The sequence below is a fragment of the Chryseobacterium lathyri genome, from assembly GCF_019970085.1.
Lineage (GTDB): Bacteria > Bacteroidota > Bacteroidia > Flavobacteriales > Weeksellaceae > Chryseobacterium > Chryseobacterium lathyri.
In genome coordinates, this window is record NZ_JAHXYG010000002.1 from 294,399 (window position 1) to 308,351 (window position 13,953).

Here is a 13,953-nt window from a genome sequence, read left to right on the forward strand (position 1 = left end):
AAACAGTTATGGCTTTCCGAATAATTTAAATTTTGGCTAAAGCCCGTTCCCATTGAATATATTTGCCACCACTATAAAAATCTGCGTTATCCGAGCCATCTGCGAGAAATATTTTCCATGTTTTATGAATCTGTGTCATCTGTTTAGTCTATAATCACAATTCAATGCTATTAGGCTTGGACTTTACAAAAAAATAAGCCATTGAAATACAATCTCAATGGCTTATTTATTATTTATTAAAGGTATTACTGTTTCTCTACCAGATCCAGAAATTCCTGTTCATCCAGAATGGTGATGGTACCAATGTCCTGCGCTTTTTTCAGCTTGCTTCCGGCCTTTTCGCCTACCACAAGGAAATTGAGGTTTTTAGAAACTGCAGAAATATTCTTTCCACCGTGTTTTTCCACCATTTCTTCAGCCTGCTCTCTAGTGAACAAAGATAATTTTCCGGTAAAAAGGAAAGTTTTCCCTTCCAGAACATTAGAAAGAACCTCATTCGTACTTTCTCCCTTTTCAAGCTGTACTCCATAAGATTTCAGACGTTCGATCATCAGGATGTTTTCCGGGTTGCTGAAGAATTCCACGATGCTTACTGCAATCTTGGCACCAATGTCTTCCACCTGGCAAAGCTCTTCTACGGTAGCGGCTTTCAGCTCATCAATAGTAGCGAAATTTTTCACCAGTTTTTTGGCAACCGTTTCACCCACATGCTTGATCCCGATTCCGTACAAAACCTTTTCAAATGCAATTTCTTTCGACTTTTCAATCCCTGAAATAATATTCTGTGCAGATTTTTCTGCCATTCTTTCCAGCGGAAGGATTTGTTCTTTCGTTAAAGCATAAAAGTCAGCCGGATTTTCAATTAAGCGTTCTCTGTAAAGCTGTTCGATAGTTTCGCTTCCCAGGTTTTCGATATTCAAAGCCTTTCTGGAAACGTAATGGATCATTCTTCCCACTACCTGAGGCGGACAGTGAAGATCATTCGGGCAGAAATGGATGGCCTGGTCTTCTATTTTTACAAGCTCGGTACCACATTCAGGGCAGTGCTTGATGTATTCTATTTCTTTGCTTTCTTCAGTCCTTTTTTCAGTATTGACGCCTACAATCTTGGGGATAATTTCGCCGCCTTTTTCCACATAAACAAAATCATGTTCGTGCAGGTCAAGTTTTTTAATAATATCCTCATTGTGGAGAGAAGCTCTTTTTACGATCGTTCCAGCCAGTAAAACAGGTTTCAGATTAGCCACAGGCGTAATCGCACCGGTTCTTCCCACTTGATAAGATACGCTCTGAAGTTGGGTTTCTACCTTTTCGGCTTTAAACTTATAAGCCATAGCCCATCTTGGTGATTTTGCCGTGTAACCAAGCTGTCTCTGCTGCAGCAAAGAATTGACTTTTAAAACAATTCCGTCAATCTCAAAAGGAAGATTATGCCTTTCCGTATCCCAGAAACTGATAAACTCCTTCACCTCATCCATTGTTTTACAGAGCTTTGCCTGCTGTGAAGTCTTAAAACCCCAGCTTTGAGCCTTCTGAAGCAGTTCCCAGTGACTCTGTGCAGGGACATCCTCAGAAATAAACTGGTAAAGTACCGATGACAGACCGCGTTTTCTTACCTCGCCGCTGTCCTGCATTTTTAAACTTCCGCTGGCAGTATTCCTCGGATTCATGAAAGGATCCAGTCCTTCTTCTTCACGCAGTTTATTGATCTTGTCAAAATTTTTACGGGTCAGATAAATTTCACCTCTCATAAAAAAATGAGCTGGGAAATCGCCTTTCAGCGTCAGAGGAATATCCGAGATGGTACGCACGTTTGAAGTAATCTCATCGCCCTGGAAACCGTCGCCACGCGTTACGGCCTGAACCAGTTTTCCGTTTTCATACAGGATAGAAATAGAAGCGCCGTCATACTTCAGTTCTGCAACGAATTCCACGGGATCATTGATTGTCTTGATAATTCTTTTCTCCCAGTCTTCAAGATCATCAAAATCATAAGAATTATCCAGGGAATACATTCTGAATTTATGCTGAATGGTTGGAAAAACTTTAGTAATACCGCCTCCTACACGAACGGTAGGCGAATTTTCATCATAAAATTCCGGGTGCTTTGCTTCCAGGTCCCGAAGCTCTTCCAGAAGCATATCAAACTCAAAATCAGAGATGGTAGCGGCATCCAGGAGGTAGTAATTTTCATTATGCTGGTGAAGTTCCTTGCGGAGCTGTTCTATTTTTTGCTCTATGTTTTCAGGCATTGCATTCTATCTTTTGAGCAAAAATAGCTAAACTAATTTCATTAAAAAATACCATAATTAAATATTATAGAAATATTAAAAAGCTGTAATATCATTTAAAGTGTTAATAATCATTATTTTAAAACGTTTGTTTAAATTAATTTAACATAATGTTATGATTTAGTTGAAAATTTGTTAAAGCTCCCTTAAACAGATGGTCCGGAAAGTCAAAATACCTTTGCACATCTAATTTGAAGAGATGAGAAAAGTAAAGATTGTACTAGGATTATTGTTTTTGGGATTTGGAACACTGGCTTATGCGCAGACTACGCAGGCTTCTATTGTGGGAAAAGTAACCGGGCTGGGCAGTACTGCTCAGGAAAAAGTGAAAGTAACGATCGTGAACGAGTCTACAGGGTTCAGGACGGAAACGGAGACCAATTCAAAAGGGGAATATATTTTCAAAGAAATTCCTTTGGGCGGGCCTTATACGGTTATTGTGAACGAGGAGAAAAAAGAAGGATATAACGTCAACTTTGGAGATCAGGTGACCGTCAATATGAGCCTGGGCGACAGCGAAAAGCAGATAGAAGAGGTGATTGTTACCGGAAACCTGAAAAATAAGATCGGAAACCTTGGAGCGGCTACAGCTATTTCAGCAAAGAATATCAGCATGTTGCCGGTAAACGGAAGGAATTTCACTAATCTTACCGAACTGTCCCCGTTAAGCGGAAAAGGAGGGAATCTTTCCGGCCAGCTGGGATCTTCAACCAACTTTACGATTGATGGAATGACGGCTAAAAACCCAACTTCAGCAGGATCCACAACCAGCAGAAGTGGTGCCCCGTTTTCTATTTCTATTGAAGCTGTCCGTGAGTTTAAAATCACAACCAACCAGTACGATGTAACACTGGGAAGAAGTGGTGGTGGAACTGTAAGCGCCGTTACCAAATCCGGTACGAATAAATTTTCTGGAAGTGCCTGGGAATATTTAAGGACAAACTGGTTATCCAGTCCGTATGACATCAGGGGAAACAAAAGAGAAAATGATTTCTCTACTTCCCAGTTCGGGTTTTCATTGGGCGGACCGATTATTAAAAATAAACTGCACTTCTTCGTGGCATGGGATCATCAGCTGGATTCAAGACCGTTGATTATTGCGGATATCAAATCTAAAGACGACGAGAAGAGATTTAATACAACAACTGAGACGCTGAACCAGTTCCTTGATATTGCAAGGAAAAAATACGGAGTTGGAAATACTCCACAGTTCGGAAGCTTTGATAAAGTAAGAAATTCTGACGCAGGATTCCTTCGTTTGGATTGGCAGATCAATGAAAAAAACTTATTGACATTAAGAAATAATTTCACCTACGATCTTAATAAAAACGGATTGGGGGATAATACCGCGATCAACTTCTTTGAATCTTACGGGAATGATAAAAACCTGGATAACAGCTTACTTTTGACTTTAAGAACTAACGTTAAACCGAATATCACGAATGAACTAAAAGCACAGTATTTATATACCTTTCAGGACAGCTACCAGAACAATGAGTTGGGACATCCGGTTCCAAGAGCCGTTGTAGAAGGAGTTGCCTCCAGTGTTGGATCTACCAATATCCAGATCGGAGGACATCGTTTTGCCCAGGAAGGTTTCCGGAATAATGTATTCCAGATTGTAGATAACTTATACTACAACACAGATAAAATTAAATATACTTTTGGAGCAGATCTGATGTTTACCAGATCAAAATCGATCTACGGAAGTGAAGTGAACGGAAGATTCCAGTTCCAGGGAATGACGAATTTTGCCAATCTTACTCCTTACAGGTTCTATAGAGAAGTACCGTTGATGGACGATCCTTCTGTAAAATCCAGTATCTGGAATGCAGGAATATACGGACAGATCCAGACCAAAATAGCAACAGGTCTTGATTTTATGGCCGGATTAAGATTCGATTACGGAGGATACCCGAAAGCTGAATTCAATCAAAAGCTTTTTGACGAAATGGGAATCAGAACGGATAACCAAATCAAGTCTTTTGTTATTCAGCCAAGATTTCAGTTTGATTGGAATATCAACGAAGAGAATAAGGATTTCTTAAAATTTGGTGCGGGAATCTTCTCTTCCGATATCAACAACTATATGGTGATCAATAACCTTGTTTTTGACGGAAAACATTTGGCAACAGTAGATGTGAATCCAGGAACTGTTGGCCTGACTCCTGATTTTCCAGGATATAGAAATGATTACGGAACGGTTCCTTCACTTTCACAGTATCAGATCCCAACAATCAATTATACAGGAGAAGACGCAAAAATTCCAATCGTTTATAAAGCGAATATTTCCTATACACACTTCTTTAATGAAAGATTCAGAGCAGGAATTGCCGGATATATGGCGCTGGGAAGAAACAATTACTTCTATTATGACAGAAACATGATGGCCAATCCATTTTTCACTTTAGCCAATGAAGGGGGAAGAGGAGTATATGTGCCTGCATCTACTATCATCAATAATGATAATAAAAGTGTGAGCATCGACTGGAAAGAAGGAAGAATCAATAAAAAATTCGGAAGAGTGCTTGAGCTTGTAAGCGATGGAAAAGTAAACCAGTTCTCGTTCGTGGTAGATACCAGCTACCGTTACTGGAAAGATGGGGAGATCACTGCAAGTTATACATGGTCCGACATCAAAGATAATACCTCATATAATGGAAATGTGGCGAATTCTGCAACATTATCTACTCCGGTTCAGGGAGATCCGAGAGATTTAAGAATGGGCTATTCTGACAACCAGTTCAGAAACAAGATCGTGGTTTACGGTAACTCACCTACCATTGCAGGCTTTACTTTGGGAGTAAGGTATTCAGGAATCGGAGGAACGCGTTTCTCGGTGACTGCAGGAGGAAACATTAATGGAGATTTCGTGGATTCCAATGATCTTGCCTATATTTTCCCGGAAATTATTACCCAGCCGCTTCTTAATGATCCGGAAGTAGGACAGGCACTGAAAGATTATGTTGAAAAATACAACAATGCCATTGCAGAACGTAACGGAGGTAAAAACGGTTTCTACGGGGTATGGGATGTTCGTGTTGCGAAGAAATTTAAATTTGAAAAGATCGGTGCATTTGAGCTTTCTGTAGATATCTTCAACCTGGCGAACCTTCTTAATAAAGAATGGGGTGTGAATAAATCTTATGGTAATATGTCGTTGTACAGGGTAACCAAATTCAACCAGGCTACAAGGCAGTTTGAATACGTTAAAAATACCAGCGGTTTGGCGCCTCTTTCCGGGAATCCTTACCAGATCCAGATCGGAGCCAAATACAGCTTTTAACATTTAAATAGTACCTTTATCAAACATTTTAAGTTTTTTATTTAATTATCCAATTGTATTATGAAAAAATTTATCTTAGGGTTAGCAGTTTTAAGCACAGTCGTAATGAAGGCACAAACCCAGATTATTGCACACAGAGGCTATTTCCAGGCTCAGCCGCCTACAACGGAAAATTCTATTAAATCTTTAGAAAATGCCCAGAAATTAAAGATATACGGATCGGAATTCGATGTAAGAATGACCAAAGATGGAGTTCTTGTGATCAATCATGACGAACATCATGGTGAAATGGAGATTTCTGAAACCAATTTCAAAGAGCTGGAAGCATTGAAGCTGTCGAATGGCGAAAAGTTTCCAACACTAAAAGATTATCTGAAGCAGGGCAAAAAAGATCCTTCTTTAAAGCTGATCGTTGAGATCAAGCCTGCAAAAACTCCGGAAATAGAAAATGAGATCACTCAGAAAACCCTTAAAATGATCAGGGATATGAAACTGGAAGGGCAGAGTGAATATATTTCTTTCAGCCTGAACATCTGCAAACAGATCAAAAAGCTGGAACCGAAATTCAAGGTTCAGTATCTGAACGGAGAGCTTTCTCCGGAACAGATCAAAAAAGAAGGTCTTGACGGAATGGATTATCATTACAGTGTTTTCCAGAAAAATCCAACATGGATTTCTGAGGCGAAAGCATTAGGATTGATCACAAACTCCTGGACGGTAAATGATCCGGCTATTTATCAGGATCTAAAAAATCAGGGAATAGGTTTTGTAACCACTAATATTCCCGATCAGTTAAAGAATAAATAACAGATTTTGGCTTAAAGAATAAAGCCGATAGTAAATTTTACAGCCTGTTTCATTTTAGAAACAGGCTGTTTTATATCTGTGTTTGAATGATTTATTGATTGAAAGCAGTATGGTATGTTTATTTTTTCAGAGAAAGACAATAAAGGTATACTAATGAAGATGTAAAACAGTATTAAAAATTATTAATTATTTAAATAGCTGAATATCAAATACATGTGTGATGTGTTAAACTTAAGTTCATGATTTGTTTAATAATATTTTAATAAATGTTAAAGTGGCGTTAAAAGCATAGCCATAATGTCGTTTTAATTTTGCGCAAACAAAAAGGATATGCGTAAAGAGACACAAAAACTGCTGGTTTTGTCGCTGTTAGGATTAGTCAGCGTCAATCTGGCGGCTCAGCAGAAAGCGAAAAAAGATACTGTTAAAGGCATTGATGAGGTGGTGGTAACCGCTTTGGGGATCAAAAGGCAGGATAAGTCTTTAGGATACTCTACCCAAACTATTAAATCAGAAGAAATCCTCAAAACCCAGAATAACAACTGGGCCCAGTCACTGGAAGGTAAAGTAGCCGGACTGAAAGTTCAGACCGCAGGGGCAGGGCCATTGGGAACCAGCCGTATCACACTCCGTGGAGACGTTTCGATGAACATGGGAAATAACGGGGCACTAATCGTTGTAGATGGTGTTCCTTTAAGTGACAGGAAAACAGGAACCGGAACTTCGGCATACGGCGCCGGTTCGGGAGGTGACTTACCTATTGATTACGGGGACAGTTTCAACAGCATCAACCCGGAAGATATCGAATCTGTTACCGTTCTGAAAGGTCCAAGTGCATCTGCATTGTACGGTTCCAGAGGTTCCAGGGGAGCTATTATGATCACCACCAAATCCGGTAAAACGAAAAAAGGAAAAATTCAGATCACACTGAACTCCTATACCAGTTTTGACAGCGTCCTTAAATGGCCGGATTATCAGTATGAATATGGACAGGGAACCATGCAGAAAGACAAAGGCGGAAATTATTACTACTCTTACGGAGCTTCCGCAGACGGAGTGAATACCGGATCTACCAGCAGTGCCTTCGGACCGAAATTTGACGGGCAGTATTATTTCCAGTATGATCCTTCAGTAGAGGGACAGAGTAAGGAAAGACAGCTCTGGAGACCCTATAAAAATAACATCAAAGATTTCTGGCAGACAGGAACCACCTATTCAAACAGTTTATCATTAGAACATTCCAATGAAACGACTGCCTTCAGATCATCTCTTTCTTACCTTAAAAATGAATGGATGATGCCGAATACAGGCTTTAACAGACTGAACGCAGCAGTATCTGTTGACCATAAAATGAGCAGTAAACTAAGGGTAGGAACCAAGTTGAATTTCAGCCAGACCAAAAGTGATAATCTTCCGGCTACAGGATATAACAACCAGTCGATTTCATACTTTATGATCTTTCAGAATCCAAACGTAGATCTGGCGTGGTACAGACCTATCTGGAAGAGCGGTCAGGAGCAGGTAGATCAGATTCATCCTTTCAGCTCATATATTGATAACCCATATGTTATTGCATATGAAAACTTGAATTCTACAGATAAAAAGATCATTACCGGAAATATTAACGTAAACTATCAGTTTGCGAAAAATTTTGATGTGGCCTTCAAATCCGGACTGGAATGGAGCAATGAGTTCCGGACACAAAGAAGACCGTGGAGCTCTGCCAATTACCTGAAAGGCTATTACAGGGATCAGTATATCAGATATTTAGATCTGAATAACGACATTCTATTTACCTATAAAAATAAATTCGGAGACTTTGGTGTAACTGCTTCTGCCGGAGGAAACATAAGGTATTATGAGCAGAGCATGAGCGATTACAGGGCGATAGGGCTTAATAAAGCAGGGGTATACCAGCTGACCAACGCCATCGCACTGGATAATAAGCTTCCGAAGCCTAATGACAACCAGGTGAATAGTATGTATGCACTGGCGAATTTCAGCTATAAAGATCTTGTTTTTGTGGATGTTACGGCCAGGAATGACTGGAGCAGTACGCTTCCTAAACACAACAGATCTTATTTCTACCCGTCGGTGTCATCATCCTTTATCCTGTCTGATATTTTTAAAATGAAATCAGACCAGTTTAACTTCTGGAAACTGAGACTTTCATGGTCAAAAGTAGGAAACGATACCTACAATTATATGCTGGATAAATACTATGAAAACAGTTCGTTTACTGGTTCCGTGGAATCTCCCTTGCTGTATCCCAATCCTGATCTGAAACCTGAAATGATCACCAATATTGAAGGCGGGATGGATTTTACAATCCTTAAAAACAGATTAAGCTATAATATCACAGCTTATCAGAACAATTCCAATAATCAGACTATTGTAATCCCGGTACTGTATGAAGTAGGCTATAACAAAAGGATTATTAATGCCGGTGAGATCAGAAACAGAGGAATTGAAATGACCTTAAATGCTTATCCGGTCAAGAATAAAAACTTCTCCTGGAATGTAAGCGCCAACTGGTCTATGAACAGAAATAAAATCCTTTCCCTTCCTGAAGAATTTCACGGCGAACCTTACACCATTGGAAGTGTAGGCGGCGTGGTGTATTACAATGCTGTAGTAGGCGGTTCGTTGGGAGATATGTACGGTTATGGCCTGATGTATTCTCCGGACGGGCAGGTAATTTACGGAAGCGACGGATTGACGGCAAAGCCAACGGAAATGAAAAAGATAGGAAATGCCTATCCAAAATGGAGAGCAGGTCTTCAAAATGAATTTAAATATAAAAATATTACATTAAGCTTCTCATTTGACGGTCAGTATAAAGGAATTGCCTATTCCCAGTCCCATCACAAAATGTCCGAGCAAGGAAAACTCGAGCATACGCTTTGGGGAAGAGATAATCCGAATGGCCTGATCGTAGGGCAGGGGGTAGTTCAGAACCCTGATGGCAGCTTCTCACCGAACACGAAAGGAGTTCCCGTTCCTACCTATTACGGTGATTATTACAGAAGAGCCAATGTGGAAACGAATTCATTTGATACCTCGTTCATCAAGCTTAGAGATGCCAGGATTTCTTATTCATTCCCTAAATCAATCGTTGATCCTTTGAAGGTTACGGATATTACCCTTGCCTTATTTGGAAGAAACCTGTGGGTGTGGACAAAATTCCCATTGTTTGATCCCGAAGCTGCAACCCTTGATGATTCTACCATTACTCCGGGGATAGAAATGGGGCAGCTGCCTTCTTCAAGAACAGTCGGGATACAGTTAAACGTTAAATTTTAAAAATCAGAACAATGAAAAAACTTATCTATATATCTTCATTTCTCATGCTTTTGGGAACTGCTGTGTCATGTGACAGAAGCCTTGATGAGATCAATAAAGACCAGAGCCGGATCAATAAGCCGGTGGCCAGCTCACTGCTGGTTCCTATACAGTATAATATGGCTGCAATAGGCTATAACAGGGCTAATGACTTTACTTTCGACCTTATGCAGGTATCTCTGGACTTCCCGAATGAAGGAAACTCGCTGAGCCGTTACTATATCACTGAAAATACCGGAGCCGGGTTCTGGAATAATTCCTACCGGTGGCTAAAGCAGGTAGATGACCTGAAAAGAGCTGCTGTTGAAGAAGGGGATAAAAACTATGAAGCCATTGCTTTGGTACTGAATGCATGGATCTATTCCAACCTTACCGATACGTATGGTGATGTTCCTTTCTCTGAAGCTTCCAAGCTGGATGAAGGAATTTTACAGCCCAAATTCGACAGACAGAAAGATATTTATGTAAAACTGCTGGATGATCTGAAAACAGCCAATTCCCTTTTTATCACCAATAAAGTGCTTGCAGGAAATGACCTTTTTTACAAAGCTGAATCAGATGCAAACGGAATCACCAACTGGAAAAAGTTCTGTAATTCACTTTCTTTAAGATTGCTGACAAGAATTTTAAGCAAGAATGGTGAAGTGAATGTTCATACAAGAATCCAGGAGATCATCGGTAACCCTTCTGTATACCCAATTTTTCAAAGCAATGCCGATGGAGCGAAACTTGATATCACGGGAGTTTCCCCTCTGATGCCGCCTATTGCCAGACCCCAGGATTTTACTACCGGAAGAGCTGCTTCCGAATTTTTTGTTACAACGCTGAAAGCAAATAATGATCCGCGTTTGGCGATGTTCTTCTCCCAGGCCAAAGATCTGAACAATGTTAGTATAGGGTACAAAGGAGCACCTTCCGGGTATGCCTTTGGAACCACATTCGATTATCAGCCTTCAAATCTTAATCAGAACCTAGCCAAAGCCCCTCTGAAAATCCTTATGTATCCTTATGCTGAGCTGCAGTTCATATTGTCCGAGCTTGCCTTTAAAGGAATTGTTCAGGGGAGTGCGCAAACTTATTATGAGAATGGAGTAAAAGCAGCGATAGAACAGTGGGGAGCAGTAATGCCTGTCAACTACTTCAGCAATCCCAATGTGGCTTATAAGCCTGAAATGGAAAGAATCATGCTTCAGAAATATGTAGCGCTTTTCTTTGTAGACCAGCAGCAGTGGTTTGAAAAAAGAAGAACGGGCTTTCCTGTACTTCCCAATAATGGAGGTCTTCTGAACGGTGGTGCCATGCCTAGTAGGTTAATGTATCCTCCAAACCCTAAAGTTTTGAACACCGCCAATTACCAAGCTGCGATTCAGCAGATGGGTGGAGATGATATCAATGTAAAAATGTGGTGGAATAAGTAGTCAAGAATTAATAGATAAAAATTAAGAATAAGATATGAATATCAGGATAAAACTTCTAATGCCTTGCGTATTGGTTTCGGCAATGGCATTTTCACAGGATTCCGTTTCAGGATATGTGTTTGAAGATAGTAATAAGAACCAGAAGAAAGAAAACAGGGAAAAAGGAATTGAAGGCGTTTCGGTATCCAATGGAGTTCAGGTTGTGCTTACTGATAAAAACGGTAGGTACAGCTTACCTGTTCAGGAAAACCAAACCATCTTTGTGATCAAACCTTCAGGATATCAGACGGCTCTGAACAGCAATAATCTACCACAGTTTTATTACCATCACAAGCCAAAAGGTTCACCGGCTGATTTTAAATACAAAGGAACAGCGCCAACAGGAGATCTTCCGAAAGAGCTGAACTTCCCGCTTTATAAAAAAGAAGAAAGCAAAAATTTTGATATTCTTGTTTTCGGAGATCCTCAGCCTTACACAGAAAAAGAGCTTGATTATTTCAAAAGAGCTATCGTGAATGAAGTGAAAGGTACTAAGAAAAATGCAGTATTGGGAATCAGTTTAGGAGATTTGGTGGGCGATAATCTGAGCCTTCAGAAACCTTACGCGGATGTAATGAAAGAGATTGGTCTTCCATGGTACAATGTGATGGGAAATCATGATATGAACTACGACGCCAAAGAAGATCAATTTTCAGATGAAACCTTTGAAAATAATTTTGGTCCGGCTAATTATTCCTTCAATTACGGAAATGTACACTTTATTATTTTAGATGATATTCTATATCCCGATCCGAGGGACGGAAAAGGCTATTGGGGTGGATTCCGTGAGGACCAGCTGAAATTTATTGAAAACGATCTGAAACTGGTTGATAAAAACAAACTGATCGTTGTTTCTTTCCATATTCCTTTAGAGCATAAAAACGAAGATAATTTCAGAAACTCAGACCGCCAGAAATTATTTGATTACCTGACTCCTTTTCAAAATGCTTTGATTTTATCGGCTCACACACACATTCAGCAACAGATCTTCTATGGAAAACAAGCGGGCTGGAACGGTTCAAAAGACCTTCATGAATACAATGTGGGAACTACCTGTGGCGACTGGTGGTCAGGAACGTCTGATGAGATAGGATTGCCTACTTCAACCATGAGAGACGGAACTGCAAAAGGATATTCGTTCATCAGCTTTAATGATAATCAGTATAAAGTTAAATATAAAACAGCCGGAAAACCGGAGGACTATCAGATCAAATTGTATGTTCCGAAAGTGATTCCTTATCCGTCAAAAACTTCAGCAAAGATCCTTGCCAACTTTTTCATGGGAAGCAAAAAGGACAAAGTAGAATACAGGATAGACAATGGAGCCTGGGAAGAAATGGATTATGACGAAACAGTAGATCCGAATTTTGCCCTTTCCGTATTTAAATGGGATTCTACACAGAATTTATTCCCCGGAAGAAGACCATCCAACCCTGAAATGTCAAAACATATCTGGACTGCAGGTTTTCCTAAGAAGCTTGCATTAGGAAAACATAAACTTGAAGTGAAAGCTGCAGATATGTACGGAAATCAGTTTACCGCTTCCGAAGAATTCGAGGTACAGAACCCTGTTCTTATTCCATAGTTTTTCATTTTTTACTATACTTTCAACAGAAACCGGTTTATGATTAAGCCGGTTTTGTTTTTTTGGAGGTAATTTGTAATGATTATGGCATGAACCACCCCGTCAAAAATTCTTTGAATTTTCGCCACCCCTCCATGGGAGGGGAATTTTGATCCGATAAATTTTTTGTTGGTAAAGATCTCCGGTTTCTTAGGACTTAAGTGAACTTTTTATCTTTAAAGCATTAAACTTTAAAATAACTTAAGTATTCAAAATCTTTGTCCCTTTGTATAAAAATCAGAGGTTACTATTAAAATTCGGTTAAATCCGGATTCTATCGGTTCTTTAAAAATGTTCTTTCGTAAATTTGTCTGACGAAACAATAATATTATGAATATAAGCGGAAAAAATGCCATCGTAACAGGTGGTGGAAGAGGATTGGGAAAAGCGGTTGCTTTAGCTTTGGCTAAGGAAGGAGTGAATGTTGCTGTTACCGGTAGAAATGCAGAAAATCTTAAAAGTACGGCTGAAGAAATTAAAGCGCTTGGTGTAAACTCGGCCTATGCTGTTTTCAGTATTGATAACGAATCTGAAGTGAAAACCGGAATCGAATCCCTTGCAAAACAGCTGGGAAGCGTAGATATTCTGATTAATAATGCCGGAATCGGGGATTTTGGAAGCATTGAAGATATGCCTTCCGAAACATGGGAACAGGTCATTAAAACCAATCTGTTTGGAGTGTACTATGCTGCCAAGGCGGTGTATCCGTTCTTAAAAGCAAATGGTGAGGGAGATATTGTCAATGTGGCTTCTACAGCAGGTTTGAAAGGCGGTCCGAATATGTCAGCTTATGCAGCATCCAAAGCAGCGGTAGTTTCCTTATCACAATCGATGATGGCAGAATGGAGAAAGCAGAACATTCGTGTGATCACTTTAACGCCGAGCACTATTGCTTCCGATATGAGTATTCAGGGGGGACTAACAGACGGAAATCCTGATAAAGTACTTCAGCCGGAAGACTTTGCAGAATGGGTAAGAGATATTTTGAAAATGAACAGAAGAGCATTGATTGCTAACGGTTCTATTTTTTCTACAAATCCATAGATTGATTATGAGTTATGGAATTTGGGTTTGTGTGATGTATCAGGAACTAACTCATGTATAAAATATTCAATAGGAGCGGGCTTTAGCCCGCTTTCTCTTTTT

At 39.8% G+C, this 13,953-nt stretch carries 7 protein-coding genes; 6 read left to right on the plus strand and 1 reads right to left on the minus strand.

The features are described from left to right. Positions 1-245: 245 nt before the first annotated feature. Positions 246-2,252: an NAD-dependent DNA ligase LigA gene (gene ligA / locus LC418_RS06705; protein WP_223558533.1), complete on the minus strand. Its 2,007-nt coding sequence runs from the start codon at positions 2,250-2,252 to the stop codon at positions 246-248. A 238-nt stretch (positions 2,253-2,490) separates the two neighbouring features. Here ligA and LC418_RS06710 point away from each other — a divergent pair, with 238 nt between their 5' ends. The 6 genes from LC418_RS06710 to LC418_RS06735 all read left to right on the plus strand — a co-directional run bounded on the left by LC418_RS06710 (position 2,491) and on the right by LC418_RS06735 (position 13,851). Further along, positions 2,491-5,577, plus strand: a complete 3,087-nt coding sequence (locus LC418_RS06710; protein ID WP_223558534.1) for a TonB-dependent receptor — start codon at positions 2,491-2,493, stop codon at positions 5,575-5,577. Positions 5,578-5,637: 60 nt separating this feature from the next. Then, positions 5,638-6,384 (plus strand): glycerophosphodiester phosphodiesterase family protein, encoded by a 747-nt coding sequence (locus LC418_RS06715; RefSeq protein WP_223558535.1) that lies wholly within the window; start codon positions 5,638-5,640, stop codon positions 6,382-6,384. Positions 6,385-6,714: 330 nt separating this feature from the next. Next, positions 6,715-9,687, plus strand: coding sequence for a SusC/RagA family TonB-linked outer membrane protein (locus LC418_RS06720; protein WP_223558536.1), 2,973 nt, complete (start codon positions 6,715-6,717; stop codon positions 9,685-9,687). Positions 9,688-9,698: 11 nt separating this feature from the next. Further along, complete coding sequence (locus tag LC418_RS06725; RefSeq protein ID WP_223558537.1) at positions 9,699-11,144, plus strand: SusD/RagB family nutrient-binding outer membrane lipoprotein; 1,446 nt, start codon at positions 9,699-9,701, stop codon at positions 11,142-11,144. A gap of 58 nt (positions 11,145-11,202) precedes the next feature. Beyond that, positions 11,203-12,768: a calcineurin-like phosphoesterase C-terminal domain-containing protein gene (locus LC418_RS06730; protein WP_223558884.1), complete on the plus strand. Its 1,566-nt coding sequence runs from the start codon at positions 11,203-11,205 to the stop codon at positions 12,766-12,768. Between the two features lie 369 nt (positions 12,769-13,137). Next, a complete protein-coding gene (locus tag LC418_RS06735) occupies positions 13,138-13,851 on the plus strand; it encodes a 3-ketoacyl-ACP reductase (protein ID WP_111955875.1) in 714 nt (237 codons plus the stop codon). Positions 13,852-13,953: the final 102 nt, after the last annotated feature.

What these genes read in the sequence shown, in the direction of transcription:
- LC418_RS06715 (WP_223558535.1), top strand. Translation starts at nt 5,638, where the DNA reads ATGAAAAAATTTATCTTAGGGTTAGCAGTTTTAAGCACAGTCGTAATG.
- LC418_RS06730 (WP_223558884.1), top strand. Translation starts at nt 11,203, where the DNA reads ATGCCTTGCGTATTGGTTTCGGCAATGGCATTTTCACAGGATTCCGTT.
- LC418_RS06735 (WP_111955875.1), top strand. Translation starts at nt 13,138, where the DNA reads ATGAATATAAGCGGAAAAAATGCCATCGTAACAGGTGGTGGAAGAGGA.
- LC418_RS06725 (WP_223558537.1), top strand. Translation starts at nt 9,699, where the DNA reads ATGAAAAAACTTATCTATATATCTTCATTTCTCATGCTTTTGGGAACT.
- LC418_RS06720 (WP_223558536.1), top strand. Translation starts at nt 6,715, where the DNA reads ATGCGTAAAGAGACACAAAAACTGCTGGTTTTGTCGCTGTTAGGATTA.
- ligA (WP_223558533.1), bottom strand. Translation starts at nt 2,252, where the DNA reads ATGCCTGAAAACATAGAGCAAAAAATAGAACAGCTCCGCAAGGAACTT.
- LC418_RS06710 (WP_223558534.1), top strand. Translation starts at nt 2,491, where the DNA reads ATGAGAAAAGTAAAGATTGTACTAGGATTATTGTTTTTGGGATTTGGA.